This window comes from Vibrio sp. YT-15, from assembly GCF_033337445.1.
In the GTDB taxonomy this organism is placed as follows: domain Bacteria; phylum Pseudomonadota; class Gammaproteobacteria; order Enterobacterales; family Vibrionaceae; genus Vibrio; species Vibrio alginolyticus.
The window spans coordinates 41966-63736 of record NZ_JAWOQR010000011.1 but is presented as its reverse complement, the minus strand read 5'-3'; the positions used below and the strand labels follow the sequence as shown (position 1 = coordinate 63736).

Here is a 21771-nt window from a genome sequence, read left to right as displayed (position 1 = left end):
CTATTTGTCTGTGTGGAACTGTTCGCAAGCGAGCATTGTGTTCTCAATTAAACTTGCGACGGTCATTGGGCCAACACCACCAGGAACAGGAGTAATAAAGCTCGCACTTTCACGTGCTTTGTCGTATTCCACGTCACCAACTAGTTTGCCTGAATCAAGACGGTTAATACCGACATCGACCACCACTGCGCCTTTTTTAATCCACTCACCAGGGATGAAGTTAGGCTTACCAACCGCAACCACGACAACGTCAGCTTGACGCACATGACTCTCTAGGTCTTTGGTAAAACGGTGACATGTTGTTGTTGTGCAGCCCGCAAGCAGCAGCTCAAGTGTCATTGGACGACCAACAATGTTTGATGCGCCAACCACAACCGCATGTTTACCACGTAGCTCAATGTTGTAACGGTCGAGTAGGGTAATGATGCCCTTTGGCGTGCAAGAGCGAAGCTTTGGAATACGTTGCGCAAGACGGCCAACGTTATAAGGGTGGAAGCCATCCACGTCCTTCTCTGGGTGAATGCGCTCTAAAACATGTGTTGTGTCTATGCCCGCAGGAAGGGGTAATTGCACTAGAATGCCGTCAATTTCATCATCGTTGTTTAATTCATCAATCAGCGCTAGTAACTCTTCTTCTGAGCTAGACGCAGGAAGGTCAAAAGACTTAGAAACAAACCCAACTTCTTCACATGCGCGGCGTTTGCTACCGACATAAACCTGAGAAGCAGGATCTTCACCAACTAGAACCACTGCTAAACCAGGAGCACGTAGCCCAGCTTCAACACGTGCTTTAACACGTGCAGCCACTTCGGATCGAACAGTTTGGGAAATGAGAGTTCCGTCTATATTTTGAGCAGTCATGACTTTCCTTATAAATTAAGAAGGCAGATTATCTGCGGCGCATTGTCGCAGAATTTCTTGTTAACATCCATACGCAAACGTTTGCTTTGTGGTGTTTTTGAACATTAAGCTTTTTAATGGACTTTTTTTAGGCATTCAGATCAGAATGTTATGAAAACCCGTTGATTTACCCGTTTGAACTCGTATAATCCTGTCCCTGTAGCGCGCCCTTAGCTCAGCTGGATAGAGCACGTCCCTTCTAAGGATGTGGTCATTGGTTCGAATCCAATAGGGCGTGCCATTTATTCAAAAGCCCCGATAACTCTTTGAGTTGTCGGGGCTTTGTCGTTTTTAGGTTTTTGGCTGTAATTGCCACTCTATCTACAACTTTTGAATGGCATTCTAGTCATTGCAATTTCTAGCAATCTGGATAGCCACCAACAAAAAAGCGCTGGTTAACCAGCGCTTTGCATTTACTAAGGGAATTACATCTTTTTAAAGATGATGGAGGTGTTGATGCCGCCAAAGGCGAAGTTGTTACTCATCAAATATTTCACGTCCAGCTCTCGGCCTTGTCCGGCGATGTAGTCTAAATCGCCACATTGCTCGTCGAGGTTTTCTAGGTTGAGCGTTGGGTTAAACCAACCTGTGTGCATCATTTCTAAACCTAGCCACGCTTCAATCGCGCCACAGGCGCCTAGTGTGTGGCCAAAGTAGCTCTTGAGTGAACTTATTGGCACTTTGCCCAGAGCATTCGCTGTTGCGTTGCTTTCCGCAATATCGCCGCGGTCGGTGGCAGTGCCGTGAGCAGATACATAGTCGATCTTCTCAGCAGGAATGCTCGCGTTTTGCAAAGCCATTTCCATACAGATTTGCATGGTTTCCATCTGTGGTTGAGTGACGTGTGCGGCATCACAGTTGCTGGCAAAACCGATGATTTCTGCATAGATTTTCGCGCCACGAGCGACGGCGTGTTCGTACTCTTCCAGAACTAGCGTTCCCGCACCTTCACCAATCACCAAACCATCGCGATCGGAGTCATAAGGTCTTGGTGTGCTTTTCGGGTCTTCATTCTTCAGACTGGTGGCAAAAAGGGTATCGAAGACAGCGGATTCCGTTGGGCACAATTCTTCAGCGCCACCAGCAACCATGACCGTTTGGTAGCCGTGTTTGATCGCTTCGTAGGCGTAGCCGATTGCTTGGCTGCCAGAGGTACATGCACTACTGGTTGGGATCACTCGGCCTTTCAAACCGAAAAATAGACCAACGTTCACTGCCGTGGTATGCGGCATCATCTGCACGTAAGTCGTTGCGGTGATCGCTTTGGTGGTTTTCTCATTCAGCATGACACCAAATGCACCGATTGCGTCAGTACTGCCTGTTGATGAGCCGTATGCGATACCCGTTTGACCATTGGTGAGTACGTCGTTACCAATCAAACCTGCTTGGCTCAGTGCGTTTTCTGTTGCGACGGTCGCCAATTTAGAAACACGCCCCATGCCGCGTACTTGCTTGCGCTTGTAGTGCTTTGGCAGTTCAAAATCTAAAATTGGTGCCGCGAGCTTGGTGTTCAAACCATCATACTGTTCGTAAGAAGGCATGTATTGCGTCGCGTTCTGGCCGTCACGCAGTTTTGGCTCGACAGATTGCCAATCGTTACCAAACGCAGTCACGCCCGACATTCCGGTTACAACGACTCGACGGTTCATACTAGGCCTCCGTTTACCGAAATGACTTGGCGAGTTACATAGCCTGCGATGTCAGACATAAGGTAACTGACTAAACCAGCGACTTCTTCTGGTTCTCCCATGCGGCGCAAAGGAATTTGCGGCATCGCGTGTTCTTTTACGTGTTCGTCTACCATGCCTGTGTCGATAAGCCCTGGAGCAACGCAGTTAACGGTAATTTTGCGTTTTGCCAGTTCAAGAGCGAGTGATTTTGTTGCACCAATTACGCCCGCTTTCGCTGCGCTGTAGTTAGTTTGACCACGATTCCCCATTAGGCCAGAGACTGATGCAAGGGTAACAATTCGGCCTCCTTTGCGCTTTTGCACCATTGGCATAACACAAGGGTGAAGAACGTTGTAGAAGCTATCTAAGTTGGTATGAATCACACCATCCCATTCTTCTTCGGTCATCGCAGGGAAAGCGGTATCTTTTGTGATGCCAGCGTTGTTTACGACGCCATAGTAAGCGCCGTGTTCGGCGATATCGGCTTCTAGCTTCTCACGACAATCTGCACGGTCACTGATGTCGAATTGGATAAGACGACCGCTACCACCATGCTGTTCGATGGTGTTTAGGGTGTCTTGCGCGCCTTGTTGATCGCCCATGTAATGGACAATGACTTGGAAACCATCTTTGGCTAATTGAACGGCAATGGCTTTACCGATGCCTTTGCTGGCACCTGTAACGAGGACTTGTCGGGTCATTGTTGACTCCTGATTTTCATTTCTTGTAATTTTTCTTCTGATGGAACGTAAACGTTCAATTGGCAAGTCGCTACAACAGTTCCTTGTAGCTCAATACGGGCTGAAAAAACCGCCATACCGTTATCTTCCATAACTTTTTCAGCATACACATCGAGCACCTGTCCGCGAGAAAACGCATCGCATTCAGACGTGTATCGACGGCTACCAAGCAAAAAGCCAATCGGTGGCGCTTGTTCTTTCATTAATGCGTGGTAACCAGACCACGCCGCGACAGATTGCGCCATAAACTCAATGCCAACGTAAGCTGGCACAGTTTGAGAGGCTGAGTCGAAGAACGGGTTGTGTTCTACGATATCAACCTGGCAGTGAATCGTATCTTGTTGAACATCCAAAGCACGATCAACCAAGATCATTGGTTTGTCGTGTGGCAAAAGTTGTTCGATGGGAGGAAGTTTAGTCATGAGCGTAACCAAAAATAAGACTAATATTATTGCCACCAAAAGCAAAAGAGTTGCTGAGAATCGCTTTGTTACCCAGTTTGGTTGGCGTCTCAACTAACGATATATGGATATCGTCTGCCTTGGTTTCGCAGTGTTGTATTGGCAAATCAAGGTTGTACTTGAGAATATGCCAAGCGATCGCGGCTTCCGTTGCACTTGCTGCGCCTAATGTGTGTCCGGTAAGTGGCTTTGTCGAGCTTACGGGAACGGAGTCACCAAAGCAGCGATGAATGGCTTTGCTTTCCATCGCATCGTTTAACGGCGTTGCTGTGCCATGCGCGTTGATGTAACCAATGTCTTGCGCTGTAAGTCCTGCATTGGCCAACGCTTTTTTCATCGCTTCTTCTGCGCCTAACCCTTCTGGATGTGGTGCGGAAATATGGTGTGCGTCTGAGCTGTCGCCAGCTCCGAGAAGAGCAACGGGCGCAGGTGTTTTGCTTAGCAACATTAATGCTGCGGCTTCGCCGATATTGATGCCGTTGCGATGTTGATCAAACGGCTTACAAAGGCTATCGGATAGAGCTTCTAAACCGTTAAAGCCGTTTAGTGTGAGGCAACAAATGGTATCCACACCACCCACAATAACCGCATCAACAATGCCAGAGCGAATCATGCGTTGCGCGGTTAAAAAGACACGGCCACTAGAAGAACAGGCGGTTGAAACTGAGTAATGTGGGCCGCTCAAATCAAAGTAGGCGGCAATAAAATCGCTGCAGTTGCCAAGCTCTTGTTTGGTGTAATGGTAGTCGGCAGGAAAATTACCCTTTGCCAGCTTTTCACCAAATGCGATTTCGCCATCTGAAATGCCAGATGTGCTGGTGCCGATCACGACTGCGATACGGTCACGACCATATTTAGCCATGGCGTCACGCACGTCGCCTTCGATTTGCTGCAAAGCCGAAAGTGCGAGGCGGTTGTTTCTCGTATCAAACTGGCTGAGTGCGGGTGGTAATTGCGGTAACGTCTGTGCAATTCGACCGATTACTGTTTGGCGGCCTGAATTTAAAATATCTTGGTCAACCACCATGTTGGATGGCTTCGCTCCCGATAAACACTGGTGGATGAGCGCATCATCTTGTCCCATGGCAGAGTGAAAGCCACAGGCCTGAATATACAAAGGTTGAGAAGAGCGAATAGGCATATTGTTATTCTAAATTGTTCTTAGTTAATCTGATGTTGCAGTGTTTGAATAGAAATTGAAAACTGATGTTTGAGGTGATGAAAATCAATCTTACCCTCTAACTTGTTAGAAGAGCTGTATTGAATCTCAATGATCTTTTCACCGCCGCTATCAAAGATGGCGCGAGAATTATTTTTATCAATAATTCGCCACCTTACCTCATTTAACGATCCTTCCCAAGCGGAACTCGGCCAGAGCGTGATCATCAAGTTAAATAATACCTGTTCTGGCTGCGGTAGCGAACCTTGTAAACCGTTGAGCACTTCGGTTTGAATTTGTTCTCCATCGTAAGACAGTGAGAGTACTCTTGTCCCCCAGGATGAAAAGCCTGCCAACACCACTTCGTTGTTGGTCACTTGCAGTTGTACCGGAAGTTGCTCAGATGTGGTTTTACCATCTATTGCCCAAGAAGCCGTAATTAACTGACTGGCAGACAACTGATAGCCCAAGCTTGCGGGAGTGGGCAAGCTAACTTGGGTGTGCTCGTCAATGTCGACCTGAGGCGTCGATTGGTGAGGGACCAAGCTGCATGCACTTAAAAACAGGCTCAGTGTGATGAACGTCGCGTAGCGAAAAGCATGGTTAAAAATCATGACGTCGTTTCCTCTGTTTTAATCGCAATCGGAGAGAGCAGCCAAGCAACAAAAATACCACTTAACACCGTAATGCCGAAACTGTGAATCGCGTGAGTTTGGCTGAGTGATAGCAACCCAAATGACAGCACAGTGGTTATTGCCGAAAGGGTGATCGCCAATAGTGTGCTCACGCTGCGGGCTTTCTCGGCAAAGAACAGAGTGTAATCGATCCCGATACCAAGAATGAGCACCAAGCCAAGCAAGTTGAATAGGTTTAATGTTGTTCCCATCGCGACTGCCGTTGCCAGACCGCAGGCGCAAGCAATCAATGATGGCAGTAAAACTCGCCAACTGTGTTGCAGACCGTACCGCTTGATTAATACCAGAAAGATCACAGCACTGGCGGCTGCCAATAGTTCCATGATTTTGATTCGGTATTCACCAAATAGGGCGGATATTTCCTCAGCTTTGTTTAGATAAACAACATCAGACTGCGATTTGGCAAATGCCTTAACAACGGCGGAGTCTTGCAATTGGTTTAACACCACTACCGTTGCAGATTTTCCTTTGATCTTACCCAAATGGAGAAAACGCACAGGCGCTGATACTGGGTTTTGCAAGTACTGAGCAACCGTGACAGGGATAAAGTCGGCGTCCATTTTAGGCTTTTTACTTAAGCTCAGTCCGGAAGCTAGTGGGCTGGATTGTGTCGCGTAAAGATCGCGAATCAATTGATAGTCTTGTTGCTGACGCTCCACCGAGCTCAAGTAGCGGCTCAGACTTTGGTAGCTTTCGATGGTGCTGTCCGCTTTCCACGCTTCTAATGTTGGCGTCAAAGACTCCAGCTTTTTCATTAGGTTTTCGTCATCGTCGGCGGTAACGACCAACATTTGCTGCGAAGATTGCATGCCACTAAGCGTCGTAATTAAGGTTTCTTGCTGCTTGAGATCTTTCGGCATCGTTTGCAGCAGACGAATGTCGTCATCGTAGTTCAATTGCAGCAAGAAAAAGCCACTCGCAACCACACATAACATCGGTAATCCGACTTTAATTCGAGGTTGATTCCAAAGCGTTAACCATTTCGCCAACAGTGATTGTCCCGGTAAAGTCGAAATGGTGCGCGATGGGTTATGAGCCAGTATCGGATACCAAGCTACCACTGTGATGTAAGCGGCAATCAGACCAATGGATGAAAACAGCGCAAGCTGCTGCAAACCAGGAAACGGTGCCACTAACATGCCCAAATAGCCGATCAAACTGGTGATTAAGCCAAGTGTGATAGCTATGAAAATATGCTTTAACCCTTGCTCGCTATCCCATTCATTTCCCGCCGCAAGGCGCTCGGTTAGGTAGTGGAATGCGTAGTCGATAGACACGCCGATTAAACTTGCGCCAAACACTAAGCTGAACAGATGGACTTTTCCAAAAATCCACGTCGTAACGGACAACGCAACGAGCAAACCAATGGTGATGGAAAGCAGTGCGAGAGACAGAGGCATCACACTACGAAAGACCAACACGAACAATGCAATGATACCGAGCAGAGAGAACACACCGATGGTGCTGATCTCCGATTTTGCACTTTGCGTACCAAAGTCGGCGTAAAATAGAACGCCAGTATGTGCGACTTCAGCGCCATATTTCTGCGCGACGCTTTGTTCTAGCGCTTGAATATCAGGGACTGCAAGCTGCCCAGTTAGGCTATAAGGCGACTCTTTTAGCTCGGCAGTAATAAGCAAGTATTGAGCACCGTCTTTTTCGACGGACAGATAGCCGTTATCCAATCGGAAAGAGGACGATTGCTGGGTAACTTGGCTTAAATAATCACGGAATAGCAAGAAAGGGTCATTTTGTAACTCTTGCCCGGTCACTCCAGAGAACGGGTTGTACAGCGACTGAATCACATGCTGTACTTGCTGTTCTGGATTTTGGCTTAAACGCTCTCGTTGTTCAGGCGTCAGTAATTGGAAGCGGTGCTTAAAGTAGTAACTCGCCCAAGCTTGCTGTTCTTGAGGTGAGATTTTTCCCACCACATCGCGAAAATGATTACTTTGGCGTAACCCCTTATCAAATTCAGCGGCCGCTGCAAAAAGGGTATTTTTGCCCGGCGCTGTGATCACGAAAATGACTTTGTCGCTCATACTTGCCGAGACCGACTCAAAGGCTTGCTCAGCCACCGGGTTTTGTTGGTTCTTCGGCAACAGTTTTAAAATGTTGGTCTCAATCGGAGATTCTGCACTCCAAACCCATTGTTTGAGTAGCAACGCGCCCGCTAAAACAACGAGATTGAGCCAAACCAGAGCAAAGGTGTGAGTGCCGAGACTGAGTTTAGAAACGGAATTGAGCGTCTTCGGCATCCGTGAGTTCCTGAGGTAGAGAGGTCTGGTTTGTAAACGTGATTTCGGTCTTATCGCCACGCAGCTCTTGCAGGGTTAGGCGATCAATGTGCGTTTTACCGGAAAGAGTGATGGCTTTAAACACCGCATTTAATGGCGACTGTTTGGGCACTAAAACGAGCTGCCACTGATTGTTCTCAACTGAAAAATCGAGTGTGAATTGTTCTTGCAGTGCAGAAGTATCCCCGTGGAACACGGATAAAAACACATGACTAAAGTAGAACGCCATTGGGTTTTCTTGTGCAGAGATCGTTTTCGGTGCTTGGTCGGCAAAAGTCTGACGAAGTTTGTTTTCCGTCAATACCAAATTGACTGCGAAAGGTTCTGTTTGTTGCCACAACAAGCCATGTGTTTTGCTCAGTGTGAACTGACCTTTAGAGGTTAAAGGTTGACTAAACATTTCCAGATGACGCTGCTGCGTAAAATCTCCGCGTACGATTTCATGCTGAGACAACTGCTGTTGAAGCGATGCCAAATCCGTTACATTTGCTGTCGGTGTGGCCAGTGCTGGAACAGAAAATATCAGCAAAAAAGAGAGTAACCACTTTTGCATTAGTCCAGACTCCCATGGTTGTGCCATTGCTCTACTTTATCTAAAAAGATTGCTGGAGAAACAAAGCACATCTCTTGCTTTTCAATGGATACGGCGACTTGCGTTGTATGCGCTTTGCACATACGTTGATTCGTTTCGGCGTCGTAAATCACGTAATCCACACGTAAGCGGTTTTCCCACTCAGTGAGTTGCGCGGTAATGCGAATGGTGTGATTAAACGGAATCGCCTTCACGTATTTAACGCGCGTGTCGATGATCGGCCACATGTACCCAGAGTCTTGCATATCGCGATAGCTGTATTGGATCTTTTCCATCAGCACACGACGCGCTTCTTCAAAATATCGAAAGAAGTTGCCGTGATAAATCACGCCCATCGGGTCAGCATCTTGGAATGAGGTGACCATAGTCACCTCCGCTTCTAATGGGTAGAGAACCTGCTCTTGCATTATACCTCCGCGTAGAGTGGCCAATGACGTTGCTGAATGCGTTCAATGAAATGGCGCAAATCTTGTTCCAATGGGCGATCTTCAATCACAAATTCAAACTCGTTCAGTACTGCGTCACGAATTACTCGCAAACTCTGACTCATGTGGTGTTCGTCCAATTCGTTATGACGGCGACGAATCTCAACCGCTTGAACGCTTGCTAGGAGTGAAGCCGCAGCAACTTGCTCTGTTAACTCAAGTACGCGTAAGCAATCACGAGCCGCAATGGTGCCCATGCTCACTTTGTCTTGGTTGTGACATTCGGTTGAGCGAGAAAAAACGCTCGCTGGCATGGTGTTTTTCAACGCTTCTGCCGTCCAAGCTGAGATACCAATCTGAACCGCTTTAAAGCCGTGGTTGATCGGTTTACGTTCGCCTTCTGCACCGGTTAAGTTAAACGGCAGGCCGTTATTGAACTTGTAATCCATCAATTGCGCCATCTGACGATCCAGCAAATCAGCTAAGTTGGCAATGTTCACTTTCAACGTATCCATCGCCATTGCGATATGACCACCGTAGAAGTGACCGCCGTGCAGAACGCGCTCGTTGTCGCCATCGATAATTGGATTGTCGTTGGCACTATTTAGTTCATTCTCAATCAATTGACGTAGCCAAGGCAGTGAGTCTTGCACCATGCCAATTACGTGTGGTGCGCAACGCAGCGAGTAGCGATCTTGCAGTCGGTCGCTATTGCGTGGCGGACGTTCAGCATTGAGATCATCACGCAGCCAAGCCGCAACTTGCTGTTGACCAGGATGAGGTTTTACCGCAAACAACGCTTCATCAAAGTGGAAATCGTTACCTTGCATACCCACAGAGACCATTGCGGTAATCTTGGTGCAAAGCTGAGCTAGGTATTCTGCGCGTTTGTAGGCAAGACAGGCGAGGGCCGTCATCACGGATGTACCGTTCATTAACGCCAAACCTTCTTTTGGTTTTAGGCGAATTGGCTCAATGCCCAGCTCTGCAAACACTTCTTGTGTTGGTCGCACATCACCTTTGTAAAGCACTTCACGTTCGCCAATTAAGGTCGCCGCTAGGTAAGACAGAGGCGTTAAATCGCCACTTGCGCCCACCGAGCCCTCTTGTGGAATACGTGGCGCAATGTCGTGGTTGATAAGCGTAACGATTTGGTTCAACAGATCGTGAGACACGCCAGATACGCCTTGCGACAATGAACATAAACGTGTTGCCAGCACCGCACGAGCTTGCTCATGAGAAAGGATTTGACCTAAGCCACAGCCATGGAAGCGCGTAAGGTGCAACGGAAGTTCATCCACAAGAGCGGGTGGAATCGCTACAGTACATGAATCGCCGTAACCCGTAGTCACGCCGTAAATAACGCCTTCTTCTTTCAGTAATCGTTCCAGAAACGCCACGCCACGATCAATTTTCGCGGTAAATTCTGGCGAGGTGTTCATGTTTGCCTTTGCACCTTGAGCAATGGCAACGACATCTTCGATGGTTAAAGATTGGGCACCAAAAGTGATGTTGTGATTATTGTTGTTTGTCATGTGGCTGATTACTTAAAGTCCAGAAGTTAAAAAAGTTGTACCACTGTAACGGTGCTTGCAGTGTGTGGTGTTCTAATCTTTGTGCGTACTGTTGAACAACGCGTTCTAGTGCCTGCTGACGCTCCTTGCGTGGTAGCGTGACTTGGTCACTAAAGTGTTCAAAGTACACATTAAAATGCGGAGTGTTCGCTTCATCGTCGCGTAGGCCGAAGAGTAAGTAAACCGGCGCTTTTAATACCGAGGCTAGCATGAATGGGCCTTGCGGGAATGGTGCAGGTTTACCAAGAAAATCTGCCCAAACGACACGATTTTCTTTGCTGGTGGAAGTGCGATCGCCAACGATCACCACCCATTCGCCTTGCTCGATTTTTTGTTGAAGCAGAATCGCGGTGTCTGGTCCCATTGAGCTGACTTGAATCAGATTCAGTTCCGAATTTGGGTTTACCGCCTTCATTACCGCATTAAATTGTTCAGCGTGTTGGGTAAATACCAAGGCATTGATTTTGACATGAGAGTGTCGACGACCAAGCGCACGGCAGAGTTCGATATTGCCAAGGTGCGAGCCTAAAATGAGTACGCCTTGTTTTTTCTGCGCCATCTCTTCGAAATGATGCTGGCCGTGAATGGTTAGGTTATCGACGTTAAAGTCACCTTGCCATGCTGCCAGTTTGTCGAGCATGGTACGCCCAAAGGAAAGCAGATGATGATAGCTGTCCAACTGCTTTGGCAGTGCGATGTTCTGCTGCGCTGCGTAGTGCTGTAAGTTGTTCAGGTAAACCTCAGACGCTTCACGGGCAGATTTACCCGTGAAGTGGTAGTAGCGCATGACTAATTTTAAAATCAGGTCAAACGCTTTTCTGCCGAACAAGCGGTAAACCGCGAGTAAGGTTTTGATGCCTAAAATCGTGCCTTGTTCTTTTCGTTTCGACCAGTGGGCATTACTGTCATCTGTGTTTTGGCGCTTTCTGGCGAGTAGCGAAGGAATGCGCGGCAACATGCCAAAAAATAGGCGAGTGTGCATCCAGCTTATCTTGACGTTGTCCCACAATGCGTCGAAGTGGGAAATGCCACCTTCAGGGTAGATCACGCGCGTTGGAACAAAATCAATGTCGACGCCTTCCCAATACATTCGCACTAGAATTTCGATATCAAAATCCATGCGTTTGCCGATGCTGTACTTGTTCAACACGGCGACCGTTTTCGCCACTGGGTAGGCGCGAAAACCGCACATGCTGTCTTTGATAGATAGTGACAAGGTTTCTATCCACACCCACACGTGCGTAGCGTAGCGACCATACAAACGGGATTTAGGTACGCTCTCGTCGTATATCGGTTGGCCCGAAATCAGGTTATCTGGTTTTGTTTCGCTGGCGCTGAGCAATTTCGGCAATGCTTCTAGGTCGTGTTGACCGTCTGCGTCGATTTGAATGGCGTGCGTAAAACCAAGTTGGTGAGCTTGATGTAGGCCTGCCATCACAGCGCCACCTTTGCCTTGGTTTTCTCTCAAACTAATCAGTTTTATCAGTCCTTGCTTGCTCAAAGCAGAAAGCGCTTGTTTGGTGTCTTCATTGCTGCCGTCGTCAACGGCCAGCACTGGCAAAGCGAAAGAGGATAACGACGCAACCACGTCTGCAATTGTGCTGCCGTGGTTGTAGCAAGGAATTAAAAAGCAGGGGCGATAATCACTCACGTGACTCACCCAGTTTCATTTTTCCTGACGAGTGAGTCACCAAGGTTTCACCGTTTGTCGATGTGTACTTAAAGGTCAATTTCTCGCGCTCATTGTCCCAAGATAGTGAGAGGCAAACGTCGGCGTTTGGCAGAATCGGCTCTTGAAATTTGATGACTTCCATTCCTTTAAATACCTTGGGAGTATTCAAATATTGAACGGCGTAGAACAGCGCCCAATCAATTTGAGTGACGCCGGGTAAAAGAGGGAAGTGATTGAAATGACCTTGGAAATCTAAGATGTCAGCATCCACACGCAGCGACAGCTCCGCGGTATGGTCACTCACTTCAATATTCTGAATAGTTGGTTTTCTTTTTTCCATGTTACTAGTTTTATTGGAATAGTTTTTCAATTTCAGCAACTTGGCGTTTGCCTTGGCTGTTCAATGGAATTTCGTCGACCACTCGGAATTTTCTCGGGATAGCGATCGGTTCTAGCCAATTGCGCAGTGCCTTGCGAAGCTCAAGCCAAAATTTGCCTTTACCAAGTTCATTAAGCACATCGCTGCCTTGATCGTTAAGTACGATGATCGAGACTAACGTGAGGCGACCAGATTCTTCCATTGGGATCACCACGCTTTCTTGAACCCACGGCAATTGCTCTAAACGTTTTTCCACTTCGACAAGGGAAATACGCTTTTCTTCGACTTTGACGATTCGGTCAGTGCGTCCACGCAATTCAAAAGAAATACTATCATGGAAATAGCATTCATCCGCAGTTTGGTACCAAGTGTTTTCATCAATGTGTGGCGAGCGGAGCTTTAAACAATTTTCATGGTTAAGCTCGGCTTCAATACCAGGGAATAACGTCCAGGGAGTACTGGCTTCGTGCTGCTGACGGTAAGCGATGCCGCCGGTTTCTGTGCTGCCAAAAACTTCAACAGGAAGTGACCCAAACAACAACTGGCTGTGCTGCGCGGCTTGGTTTGGCAAGGGACCACCAGAAGAAAATACGCACCGAATCGCAACCGGATTGTGCTCTTCACTGAGTCGTTTTAGTAACGCAGGGCTGCTTACTAGCGTGGTGTCAGCATCAGCGTGATGGACAATTTGCTCTGGGAACTCAAGGTTGTGTGCTGAAAATGGACGTGCGGAGCACAAAGGCCACAATACGCGGAACAGCAAGCCGTAAATGTGTTGATGAGAAACGGTGCTTTCAACGCGTGTGCTGGCAACCGTGTCGCCCCACAGGTTATCTAGAATAGCAACTTCGATATCGAGCTGTTTCAGCGTTTTTGCAATGGCTTTTGGTGTGCCGCTTGAACCCGAAGTAAATAGCGTTACTGGTATTTCTGCCAGGTTTAATTCACGCCAAAAATAAGGTTGTTTGGCCTCTGGCTCGCTAATCACGGTGGTTTCTAGCAATGATTGAGCTTCGATCAAAAGCGAGCTCACGAGTTCTGGAGCCGAGACATCGGCATCATGCAGCAACAAATCGTAGTGCTCACTGAGCTCTTTGAGTGCTTCTGGTTGGTAATTACCAGGTAATACAATGGATTTTCCTGCATAACAACAAGCAAAAAAGCCAACGGCAAACAGGTAGCTGTTGCCAAAACACAACGCAATGTTTTGCGTTGGTTGGGTTTCTAGCTGTTGAGTAAGTGTTGCGACGTGCTGTTGGAAATCACCCCACGTGATAACCGTATCGCGATCGTAAGAGACTGGGGATTGCTCAGACCTCTCCGCGATGAACAAGGTCGCTAGGGAGGTAAAGCTCGAATACGTTGTATTCATACGATTAGTGTTCCTTTCGAACAAATTGACGCACGATCCATTCTCCAGCGAACAAGCCACCAGCAAGTAAGTAGCTGATGAGGCCGTTATAAAGCGTCCATATTTTTACTGGTAGGAAACAGGTATAGAGTGCAACGGCAGCGTTGAGCGTAAAAAAGGCGCACCAAACCATCGTCACTTTGCGAGTGTAAGCCACGCCACTAGCCGGAAGGTCGGGTTCTTGCAAGCGAGCAAGCCTCTCTATGATCGATTGCGGCTGTTTTAAGCTCAGTCCAAACACACACAGCATACATACATTGACAACGACAGGGTAAAACTGAAGCCACCCATGTTGTTTAAACACCATGCCAAGCGTAATTAGGACAATGCCAACAGCGCCCGTAACGAGCGCCAAGAACTTAAACTCTTTTAGTGGGGTCTTATTTGCGACGAAAACACGCAAAAGTAACGCAGCAATTAACAAGCCCCCAACTAAGTTCAAGCCAAATTTATCTATACCGAAATAGACGGCGAAGGGGTAGGCAAACAGTACAATTGCAGACAGACCAGTCAGCAATTGGCGCATTAACTTTCCTTCAATAATTCAGTGACAGCGTTAACCACATCGTCAACGGTTCTTACTGCACTAAACTCTGCTGGCTTGATTTTTTTGCCAGTGACATTCTGTAGGTGTACGACCAAATCAACGGCGTCAATGCTATCAAGATCGAGATCTTGGTATAAGTGCGCATCTGATTGAATGTCGGCTGCGTCAATTTCGAACAGCTCAACAAGCGCATCTTTAACTTGTTCAAATACTTGATCTTTATTTACATCAGTCATGAATATACCTACAACTTATTCATTAGTTTGAGAAGAAACGTATTTCGCTAGATTTGCTACAGACGCAAAGTGTTCGCGCGTATTTGAGTCGTCGGCATCAATAACGATGTTGTATTGTTTTTTTATTGCGAGTCCAAGCTCAAGCGCGTCGATAGAATCTAAGCCAAGTCCATCACCAAAAAGTGGTGCATCCGTTTCAATATCATCTACGGTTAAATCTTCAAGGTTTAAAGCATCAATAATAAGTTGCTTAATGTCGTTGTGTAACTGTTCCACTGGGACCTGCTTATTAATAAAAGTTTTCTGGAAAAATGTTTTCAGCTAGGTGCTGTTGTAAGCGTCGCGCCGCTATTGTCGGCGACGTAGTTTGCTTTATAAAGGGGGTAATCTCAACTTTATCCTTAACTTCAACCCTGAAAAAGGGCTTTGTTGCCGGTACTTGATACCATTTTTTCTCTTTTGTGAGGAAACTTGGCGTTACCGTAATATGGACAACTCTTAAATCTCGTTCTGTTCTTACCGCAATTTGTGCTGCACCGCGTTGTAATTTCGGCTCTACACCTGGTGTTGTTCTTGTTCCTTCAGGAAATATAAGCAACACGTTGCCTTTGTTAAATCGTTCATCACAAAGTGCTAATAAATCATCCGGTGCTTCATTGGGAATATATCCGGCTGCTTTTACGATGTGCTTCATAAAAGGATTCGACCATATTGCCGATTTTACTAAACAGTCGCAGCGATTTAATTGTGAAGCAATGAGAACGTAATCGATTAAACTAGGGTGGTTGGCAACAATTAAACAATTACGATCTTGTTGAAGAATATCGGCACCAATAATTTGATAATCGATTGCGCCACTCAACTTCATCAATTTACAAAATGTGTTGAATGAATATCGAATCGCACCCTGAACTTTATATTCGCGTTCCGTTTGGTCTGAAACAAAAATACGAATGGTCGGAATAACAATGAAGCTCAGTACTAAACCACCTAACCCAAATACTGAAAAACAAAAGCCTGTTGCTAGCACACGCCAATACTGATTTAAGTGAATCATTTTTTGTGCCATTCCCAAGCTTGATGCGGAGCGAAAATAGTCCACTGGCTTTTATCTAACAAGTATTGTTGCAAAAATACTAAACCTTGAGGAAGAGGATGACCGGAACGTTCTGCGTTTATGGAGCTTTGTATCGCGAAATTGTCTCCATGAGAAAGTATTAAGCCAAGTCCAAACCCTTGGTATTGTTGGTTTTCATATTCTAAATAAGAGTCAGGCATAGGCTCATCAAAATCAACAAGCAGTACTTTTTTGTCAGGATTGTCGGACAAAAACAGCCATGCTTCTAATATTGCGCTTTGGAATGTGTTTTCTGCCGCAGCGATAGAAGTTAGGGGAATGGGTTGTTTAGTTGCGATAGTGGCAAGCCCTGCGGCGGTATTGTGCACCGATTGAGAAAAAGCCATCGGAGACGCCTCTTCTCCATTAATTATATCTTCAACTAGTGCGACGCTGCGATGCAGTTCACCATGACGGCTTGAAAATACAAGGTAATCAACTTGATGTTGATTAAGCATTTCGATTGCAGTTTGTACCGCCAGTTTACTGAGTGGGCTCATTCTTCTGCGCATCATCGCAGGAATATTTGCAACATTGATTTTGCCATCTTCTGGCCATTTTATCTCTGTTGCCCATTGTTTCCATTCATTGGATTCGGATAAACCGAATGAATTCGCTGTCCACGCATCAATATTGAACGAAATGTTGATCTTCGAGTTTGGCATATTGGGTTAAATTGTTTATTTTACAGCTCGATACAAATTGGGGTTGACCCAAATTCACAATAAAAAGGAAATTATCATGTCGCGTTTTAAGCTGTATGTCTCGTTATTATTAACTTTGCTTCTTGTTGGTTGTGGACGAGTACAACCTGTAATGAATGTGGAGGATACTCCAGTTGCTTATGATCTTCAAAATAAACAAGTAAAAATGGCCATAGTGCAATCAGCAACTAACCGAGGCTGGACGATCGAAGAAGTAAGCCCTGGTGTTCTTATTGCAAAAATCCACGTTCGTAAACACTCTGCAGAAGTAAAAATCCCATACAATAATAAATATTACTCAATTATTTATCTCAACTCAGTAAATCTCAAAGCAAGTGATGGCAAAATCCACCGCAATTACAATCGTTGGGTAAACAACTTGAATGTTGATATTCAGCGAGCTATTGCATTGTTGGGCAATCAATCTCAACAATAAAACTATTAATTGCAGTTAGGTTTTTCCGTGTTAAATCAAAATAATGACCCTTTTAATGCTTTTGAAGCGAAGACAGAAGCTCAGAAGTTATCTTTTGCACCAATCGTGTTCCAGACCGCCAAAACGCTTCGAGATTTAGGTATTTTAGCCGCTTTAGACAGCGCTGGCGCACAAGGCATGAGTGCCACAGATATTGCCGAGAAAACGGGAGTATCAGAATATGGTGTTAAAGTACTGTTGGATATGGCGATTAGTGCGCATATTGTTTTATGGGAACGACCTAACTATTCGCTTGCAAACCTTGGTTTTTACCTTCTTCATGATGGTATGACGAATGCAAATATGGATTTTACGGCAGATGTTTGTTACGCCGCGATGATGCATTTGACGGAAGCAATTCAAGAAGGTAAACCGTCAGGTTTGAAAGAGTTGGGCAATTGGGAGACCATCTATCAAGGTCTATCGACGTTACCAGAACAAGCCAAACAGAGCTGGTTTAAGTTCGATCATTTCTATTCGGATCGCTCGTTCCCACTTCTGCTTAAAGAGGTATTTGCAAGCAAGCCAAAGCATCTTGTGGATATTGGCGGAAATACGGGAAAATGGGCGATTCAGTGTTGTAAACATGACCCTGACGTTCAAGTGACGATTGTTGATTTACCGCAGCAATTAGAAGTAGCGATGAAGAATGTTTCAGAAAACCAGTTCGTCGAGCGTGTACGTCCATACCCTGCAAACATGCTTGATAAAGCACAAACATTGCCGGAGCATGCTGACGTTTGGTGGATGAGCCAGTTCTTGGATTGCTTTTCCCCAATTGAGATCCTCAATATCCTTAAAAAAGTTAAAGCCCAGTTAACGAAGGGAGATACTATTTACGTATTGGAGCTGTTTTGGGATGCTCAAAAATACGCGGGAGCTTCCTATAGCCTTAATGCCACTTCTCTTTATTTTACCTGTTTAGCTAACGGTAATAGTCGCTTTTATCGCAGTGATGATTTCTTAGAAATTGTCGAAGCGGCAGGTTTATCTGTCGTTGAAAGAACCGACAATATTGGCCTTGGTCATACCTTATTAAAACTACAAGCAAACTAAATTCAGAATGAAAACAGAGCTCAAGCAAGTTGTTGTCGTAGGAGCGGGGCCATCAGGTTCAACCGTTTCTGCGTTATTAAAATCGCGTGGCATAGATGTTGTTGTCTTAGAAAAAGCGACTTTTCCACGTTTTTCCATAGGAGAAAGCCTACTCCCTGCATGTATGGAAGTTGTTGAACAAGCAGGAATGACCAATGCAGTAAAGCAGTTTGGCTTCCAGTATAAAGATGGTGCTGCATTTCGTCGTCATGGTGTATACACCCAGTTCGACTTTACAAACAAATACACGCCAGGACCGGGCACGACGTTTCAGGTTCAACGTGCCAACTTTGATAAAGTATTGGCAGATAGCGCTGAAGAGCAAGGCGTAGAGATTCGCTATCAGCATGAACTGCTCAACCTAGCGTTTGAAGGGAAAAAGTCTCGATTAGAAGTGCTCGACTCAAATAAGAAGGCTTATCAAATCGAAGCAGATTTTGTGCTGGATGCAAGTGGCTTTGGGCGTGTTTTGCCACGCTTGTTGGAGCTAGAAGAACCTTCTTGTCTTCCGCCTAGAAAAGCGATCTTTACCCATATCGAAGATCATATCTCTCCCCAAGAGCCGGAATACGATCGCAACAAAATTTTAATTTCAGTTCATCCTGAAAATCACGACGTATGGTACTGGCTAATCCCATTCTCTAATGGTACTTGTTCGTTTGGTGTGGTGGGTGAGCCAGAATTTTTCGAACAATACCCAGAAGATAAGATTGCAGCGTTGCAGCAGTTAGCCAATGAAGAGCCGGGTTTGGCTGCTTTATTGCGAAATGCGAATTACCCGAATCCAGCAGGCGAGTTGGGTGGCTATTCTGCTAACGTCAAACGTTTAGCGACAGAGCACTACGCGTTGCTTGGTAATGCTGGTGAGTTTCTTGATCCTGTATTTTCATCGGGTGTCACTATCGCCATGAAATCGGCAGAGTTTGCAGCGGACTGCGTGGTTCGTCAGCTGAATGGTGAAAAGGTTGATTGGCAAGAAGAGTACTCGCAACGCTTAATGGTGGGAGTGAACACATTCCGCACTTATGTGGAAGGCTGGTACAACGGCACGTTGCAAGATGTGATTTTCTATCAAAACCCGAACCCACGTATTAAACAGATGATTAGTGCGATTTTGGCTGGATATGCTTGGGATACGAATAATCCTTACGTAAAACAAAGTGAGCAGCGTTTGTCGACGCTTGCAGAACTGGTTCGGGAAGCTGAACTGTAAGAATATACATTCGCTTATCCGAGAATCAGTAAACCTAGGTCTTACCAAAAAATTAGTAAGACCTTTTTAATGCCTCTTTACTTTTACTTCTAGCGTGTTGGAGACACATTGACCACTTACATCGGTGTGTATCGAATTTGAGAATTTTTATGGTGACATTGATCACATCTAGAATTCCTGTTGCTGATATTTATATTAAATTTGTAGGAAATGGATTACATTCTGGGAGTGTTCCCTACATCCGGCTTCGTTGTGAAAACGGTTTATAAGCAACTGTATAAGTTAGTAAAGTTCCAAAAACTACACCAAAAAAAAGACAAGTTTCTTACCAAATCAATTCGCTTGGTGAGTTCGAGCCATCGACTACGCCAAACGCTTCCTCTACTTTCTAAAATTGTCGAAGAACATGACGCATCAACGGTCTCTTCGATTGCAGATCCCGAGAACGCGGTAGCGTGGGGAGGTAAAGTTTCTCCAGAGTTCAAATCTAAAGTCATTCGTATTAGTAAAGAGCTAAAGATCAATCCTAATCATCTTATGGCGTGCATGGCATTTGAAACTGCTGAAACTTTCAGTCCAAGCATCAAAAATGGTTCCGGAAGCGGGGCTACAGGGTTAATTCAATTTATGCCCTCTACCGCAGAGTCATTAGGAGTGAACACAAAGACTCTTGCGAGAATGAGCGCGCTTGAACAACTTGACTATGTGAAAGCGTACTATTGGCCCTATCGAAATAAAATTAATAGCTTAGAAGATGCTTACATGGCCATTCTCTACCCTGCTGCGATTGGTAAACCGCCGTCTTTCGTTTTGTTCAGACAAGGCTCAATTGCCTATCGACAGAATGCAGGTATCGATCGCCACAACACGGGGAAAATCACGCTTAATGATGTTTCCTACAAAGTGAGGAAAAAATTAGAAAAAGGTTTGCAGCCCAATTTCATGGGCTAAGATTGTGTCATGTTCCTAGTTTTTCGCGCATGAATCCTTCTGTTACTTCACGGGGATTCTGATACACTACGCGCCCATTTCCTCTGTTGAGACCTTTCTATGCCATTTTCTAAGCTTGGTTTAAGCGCATCGATTGCTGATGCAGTAAAAGCGCTAGGTTATGAAAAACCCACTTCTATCCAACAAAAAGCCATTCCAATCGTATTGCGTGGCCGCAATTTAATTGCAGCAGCGCAAACGGGCACAGGTAAAACGGCCAGTTTTGTTCTGCCAATCTTAGAAAAGCTTAGTCGAGGCGAAACGCAACGTAAAAAACGCGCTCGTGCGATTATCCTAACGCCAACACGCGAACTTGCGCTTCAGGTTCATCAAAGTATTGAAGCTTATGGTAAAAACTTACCATTACGCTCAATGGCGATGTTTGGTGGTGTGGATTATGCACCACAAAAACAAGCCTTGATCGAGGGGGTCGATATTGTGGTAAGCACGCCTGGGCGCTTGATTGATCTGTACGGTCAACGCGCGATTCACTTTGATGAAGTGGAAATGCTAGTGCTTGATGAAGCCGACAAAATGTTGGATATGGGATTCATCGATGCGATCGACAAAATCGTCGACTGTATGCCAGAACATGTGCAAAGTTTGCTGTTCTCAGCGACGTTATCTAACCCTGTTCGTGACTTGGCGAAAAATGCGATTATTGATCCTGAAGAGATCACGATTGCAAAGCACAGTGCCTCAAAATCAAATATTAAACAGTGGATCACGACCGTCGATAAAGACATGAAGTCGTCGCTGTTAAGTCACTTGCTTAAAGAAAATGACTGGTCGCAAGTACTGGTATTTATTGAAACTAAACACGGCGCAGCCAAACTGGTAAGCCAACTTGAGAAACGTGGCATTGTGGCAGAAGCATTCCACAGTGGCCGTAATCAGCGTGTTCGCCAGGAATTAATAGAAAAGTTTAAAGCGGGTGAAATCCAGTACTTAGTCGCAACCGGCGTTGCTGCGCGTGGTATTGATATTGATAATCTGCCAGTTGTCATCAACTACGATTTACCTTACCCAGCGGATGAGTATGTACATCGTATTGGTCGTACAGGTCGTGCTGGCGCGAAAGGTGAGGCGATATCACTGGTTTCAAAAGACGACTTTAAGAACCTCTGCATGATTGAAAGTCGTTTAGGGCACTTGCTAGAGCGAGTGGAAATTGAAGGTTTTGCGCCAAGAAAGCCAGTACCAATTTCAATTTTAAATTACGTGCCTAAGAATAAACGTAAACCGCACGATAAGCGCGAATCAAAATAGCCAGTTTATCCCATGATCTAAAAGCCGCATTCTTGCGGCTTTTTGCGTTTTAAGGCATCCAATTAAGTAGCCATCGCGACGGTTTCTATTCGGTAATGAGGAAAAAAGTTAATCAGTGTCATACGCTTAACACGTAAAGTGAATCAAGGT

23 protein-coding genes and 1 tRNA gene are annotated in these 21771 nt (G+C 45.8%); 6 read left to right on the top strand and 18 right to left on the bottom strand.

From position 1 onward, the window contains the following. Nucleotides 1-861 (bottom strand): bifunctional methylenetetrahydrofolate dehydrogenase/methenyltetrahydrofolate cyclohydrolase FolD, encoded by an 861-nt coding sequence (gene folD / locus R7D93_RS18530; RefSeq protein ID WP_005382297.1) that lies wholly within the window; start codon nt 859-861, stop codon nt 1-3. 203 nt (nt 862-1064) lie between these two features. Here folD and R7D93_RS18525 point away from each other — a divergent pair. Next, nucleotides 1065-1141: transfer RNA gene (locus R7D93_RS18525), tRNA-Arg, on the top strand. 184 nt (nt 1142-1325) lie between these two features. Here the strand turns inward: R7D93_RS18525 and R7D93_RS18520 are convergent. From R7D93_RS18520 to R7D93_RS18440, 17 genes are read right to left on the bottom strand one after another with little or no spacing between them, the layout of a single operon-like run. After that, complete coding sequence (locus R7D93_RS18520; protein WP_225497034.1) at nt 1326-2549, bottom strand: beta-ketoacyl-ACP synthase; 1224 nt, start codon at nt 2547-2549, stop codon at nt 1326-1328. Next, a complete protein-coding gene (fabG, locus tag R7D93_RS18515) occupies nt 2546-3271 on the bottom strand; it encodes a 3-oxoacyl-ACP reductase FabG (RefSeq protein WP_005388326.1) in 726 nt (241 codons plus the stop codon). Before fabG ends, R7D93_RS18520 begins: the two co-directional genes overlap by 4 nt. Next, nucleotides 3268-3732 carry a hotdog family protein gene (locus R7D93_RS18510; protein WP_047009504.1) on the bottom strand — a complete coding sequence of 155 codons (465 nt, stop codon included), beginning with the start codon at nt 3730-3732 and terminating at the stop codon, nt 3268-3270. The genes fabG and R7D93_RS18510 overlap by 4 nt, the downstream gene beginning before the upstream one ends. Beyond that, the gene (locus R7D93_RS18505; RefSeq protein WP_225497036.1) at nt 3725-4912 is read right to left on the bottom strand and encodes a beta-ketoacyl-[acyl-carrier-protein] synthase family protein; all 1188 of its coding nucleotides are present in this window, start codon (nt 4910-4912) and stop codon (nt 3725-3727) included. The genes R7D93_RS18510 and R7D93_RS18505 overlap by 8 nt, the downstream gene beginning before the upstream one ends. Nucleotides 4913-4932: 20 nt before the next feature. Further along, nucleotides 4933-5544 (bottom strand): DUF3261 domain-containing protein, encoded by a 612-nt coding sequence (locus tag R7D93_RS18500; protein ID WP_225497039.1) that lies wholly within the window; start codon nt 5542-5544, stop codon nt 4933-4935. After that, nucleotides 5541-7883: an MMPL family transporter gene (locus tag R7D93_RS18495; protein ID WP_225497041.1), complete on the bottom strand. Its 2343-nt coding sequence runs from the start codon at nt 7881-7883 to the stop codon at nt 5541-5543. The genes R7D93_RS18500 and R7D93_RS18495 overlap by 4 nt, the downstream gene beginning before the upstream one ends. Further along, nucleotides 7855-8475 (bottom strand): LolA family protein, encoded by a 621-nt coding sequence (locus R7D93_RS18490; RefSeq protein WP_017819935.1) that lies wholly within the window; start codon nt 8473-8475, stop codon nt 7855-7857. The genes R7D93_RS18495 and R7D93_RS18490 overlap by 29 nt, the downstream gene beginning before the upstream one ends. Next, nucleotides 8475-8921 (bottom strand): acyl-CoA thioesterase, encoded by a 447-nt coding sequence (locus R7D93_RS18485; RefSeq protein WP_042523992.1) that lies wholly within the window; start codon nt 8919-8921, stop codon nt 8475-8477. Before R7D93_RS18485 ends, R7D93_RS18490 begins: the two co-directional genes overlap by 1 nt. Next, entirely contained in the window at nt 8921-10474 is a 1554-nt protein-coding gene (gene hutH, locus R7D93_RS18480; protein ID WP_053815764.1) for an HAL/PAL/TAL family ammonia-lyase, read from the bottom strand. Before hutH ends, R7D93_RS18485 begins: the two co-directional genes overlap by 1 nt. Then, nucleotides 10458-12164: a glycosyltransferase family 2 protein gene (locus R7D93_RS18475; protein ID WP_225497043.1), complete on the bottom strand. Its 1707-nt coding sequence runs from the start codon at nt 12162-12164 to the stop codon at nt 10458-10460. The genes hutH and R7D93_RS18475 overlap by 17 nt, the downstream gene beginning before the upstream one ends. Next, entirely contained in the window at nt 12157-12525 is a 369-nt protein-coding gene (locus R7D93_RS18470) for a 3-hydroxyacyl-ACP dehydratase (protein WP_017634794.1), read from the bottom strand. The genes R7D93_RS18475 and R7D93_RS18470 overlap by 8 nt, the downstream gene beginning before the upstream one ends. Before the next feature lie 10 nt (nt 12526-12535). Beyond that, nucleotides 12536-13936 carry an AMP-binding protein gene (locus tag R7D93_RS18465; RefSeq protein ID WP_225497045.1) on the bottom strand — a complete coding sequence of 467 codons (1401 nt, stop codon included), beginning with the start codon at nt 13934-13936 and terminating at the stop codon, nt 12536-12538. Between the two features lie 4 nt (nt 13937-13940). Next, on the bottom strand, nt 13941-14501 hold the full coding sequence (locus R7D93_RS18460) for a hypothetical protein (protein ID WP_025766967.1): 561 nt from the start codon (nt 14499-14501) through the stop codon (nt 13941-13943). Then, on the bottom strand, nt 14501-14758 hold the full coding sequence (locus R7D93_RS18455; RefSeq protein ID WP_005382279.1) for an acyl carrier protein: 258 nt from the start codon (nt 14756-14758) through the stop codon (nt 14501-14503). Before R7D93_RS18455 ends, R7D93_RS18460 begins: the two co-directional genes overlap by 1 nt. 15 nt (nt 14759-14773) lie before the next feature. After that, nucleotides 14774-15034, bottom strand: a complete 261-nt coding sequence (locus R7D93_RS18450) for a phosphopantetheine-binding protein (RefSeq protein WP_005382278.1) — start codon at nt 15032-15034, stop codon at nt 14774-14776. A 13-nt stretch (nt 15035-15047) separates the two neighbouring features. Next, nucleotides 15048-15815, bottom strand: a complete 768-nt coding sequence (locus R7D93_RS18445; protein ID WP_064353718.1) for a lysophospholipid acyltransferase family protein — start codon at nt 15813-15815, stop codon at nt 15048-15050. Further along, entirely contained in the window at nt 15812-16540 is a 729-nt protein-coding gene (locus tag R7D93_RS18440) for a beta-ketoacyl synthase chain length factor (RefSeq protein WP_054865733.1), read from the bottom strand. The genes R7D93_RS18445 and R7D93_RS18440 overlap by 4 nt, the downstream gene beginning before the upstream one ends. Nucleotides 16541-16616: 76 nt before the next feature. Here R7D93_RS18440 and R7D93_RS18435 point away from each other — a divergent pair, with 76 nt between their 5' ends. From R7D93_RS18435 to R7D93_RS18415, 5 genes are all read left to right on the top strand, one after another. Continuing rightward, nucleotides 16617-17015 carry a hypothetical protein gene (locus R7D93_RS18435; protein ID WP_005382272.1) on the top strand — a complete coding sequence of 133 codons (399 nt, stop codon included), beginning with the start codon at nt 16617-16619 and terminating at the stop codon, nt 17013-17015. Between the two features lie 27 nt (nt 17016-17042). After that, on the top strand, nt 17043-18110 hold the full coding sequence (locus R7D93_RS18430; RefSeq protein ID WP_053307501.1) for a class I SAM-dependent methyltransferase: 1068 nt from the start codon (nt 17043-17045) through the stop codon (nt 18108-18110). 7 nt (nt 18111-18117) lie between these two features. After that, nucleotides 18118-19362, top strand: a complete 1245-nt coding sequence (locus R7D93_RS18425; protein ID WP_054865735.1) for an NAD(P)/FAD-dependent oxidoreductase — start codon at nt 18118-18120, stop codon at nt 19360-19362. A 210-nt stretch (nt 19363-19572) separates the two neighbouring features. Beyond that, complete coding sequence (locus tag R7D93_RS18420) at nt 19573-20313, top strand: transglycosylase SLT domain-containing protein (protein ID WP_081008346.1); 741 nt, start codon at nt 19573-19575, stop codon at nt 20311-20313. 99 nt (nt 20314-20412) lie between these two features. Then, entirely contained in the window at nt 20413-21621 is a 1209-nt protein-coding gene (locus R7D93_RS18415; protein ID WP_005382264.1) for a DEAD/DEAH box helicase, read from the top strand. Nucleotides 21622-21771: the final 150 nt, after the last annotated feature.

Excerpts from the sequence above, each read along its gene's own strand:
- R7D93_RS18490 (WP_017819935.1), bottom strand. The coding sequence starts at position 8,475 with ATGCAAAAGTGGTTACTCTCTTTTTTGCTGATATTTTCTGTTCCAGCA.
- R7D93_RS18435 (WP_005382272.1), top strand. The coding sequence starts at position 16,617 with ATGTCGCGTTTTAAGCTGTATGTCTCGTTATTATTAACTTTGCTTCTT.
- R7D93_RS18440 (WP_054865733.1), bottom strand. The coding sequence starts at position 16,540 with ATGCCAAACTCGAAGATCAACATTTCGTTCAATATTGATGCGTGGACA.
- R7D93_RS18455 (WP_005382279.1), bottom strand. The coding sequence starts at position 14,758 with ATGACTGATGTAAATAAAGATCAAGTATTTGAACAAGTTAAAGATGCG.
- R7D93_RS18415 (WP_005382264.1), top strand. The coding sequence starts at position 20,413 with ATGCCATTTTCTAAGCTTGGTTTAAGCGCATCGATTGCTGATGCAGTA.
- fabG (WP_005388326.1), bottom strand. The coding sequence starts at position 3,271 with ATGACCCGACAAGTCCTCGTTACAGGTGCCAGCAAAGGCATCGGTAAA.
- R7D93_RS18425 (WP_054865735.1), top strand. The coding sequence starts at position 18,118 with ATGAAAACAGAGCTCAAGCAAGTTGTTGTCGTAGGAGCGGGGCCATCA.
- R7D93_RS18445 (WP_064353718.1), bottom strand. The coding sequence starts at position 15,815 with ATGATTCACTTAAATCAGTATTGGCGTGTGCTAGCAACAGGCTTTTGT.
- R7D93_RS18500 (WP_225497039.1), bottom strand. The coding sequence starts at position 5,544 with ATGATTTTTAACCATGCTTTTCGCTACGCGACGTTCATCACACTGAGC.
- R7D93_RS18520 (WP_225497034.1), bottom strand. The coding sequence starts at position 2,549 with ATGAACCGTCGAGTCGTTGTAACCGGAATGTCGGGCGTGACTGCGTTT.
- hutH (WP_053815764.1), bottom strand. The coding sequence starts at position 10,474 with ATGACAAACAACAATAATCACAACATCACTTTTGGTGCCCAATCTTTA.
- R7D93_RS18465 (WP_225497045.1), bottom strand. The coding sequence starts at position 13,936 with ATGAATACAACGTATTCGAGCTTTACCTCCCTAGCGACCTTGTTCATC.
- R7D93_RS18510 (WP_047009504.1), bottom strand. The coding sequence starts at position 3,732 with ATGACTAAACTTCCTCCCATCGAACAACTTTTGCCACACGACAAACCA.
- R7D93_RS18485 (WP_042523992.1), bottom strand. The coding sequence starts at position 8,921 with ATGCAAGAGCAGGTTCTCTACCCATTAGAAGCGGAGGTGACTATGGTC.
- R7D93_RS18460 (WP_025766967.1), bottom strand. The coding sequence starts at position 14,501 with ATGCGCCAATTGCTGACTGGTCTGTCTGCAATTGTACTGTTTGCCTAC.
- folD (WP_005382297.1), bottom strand. The coding sequence starts at position 861 with ATGACTGCTCAAAATATAGACGGAACTCTCATTTCCCAAACTGTTCGA.
- R7D93_RS18470 (WP_017634794.1), bottom strand. The coding sequence starts at position 12,525 with ATGGAAAAAAGAAAACCAACTATTCAGAATATTGAAGTGAGTGACCAT.
- R7D93_RS18495 (WP_225497041.1), bottom strand. The coding sequence starts at position 7,883 with ATGCCGAAGACGCTCAATTCCGTTTCTAAACTCAGTCTCGGCACTCAC.
- R7D93_RS18420 (WP_081008346.1), top strand. The coding sequence starts at position 19,573 with ATGGATTACATTCTGGGAGTGTTCCCTACATCCGGCTTCGTTGTGAAA.
- R7D93_RS18505 (WP_225497036.1), bottom strand. The coding sequence starts at position 4,912 with ATGCCTATTCGCTCTTCTCAACCTTTGTATATTCAGGCCTGTGGCTTT.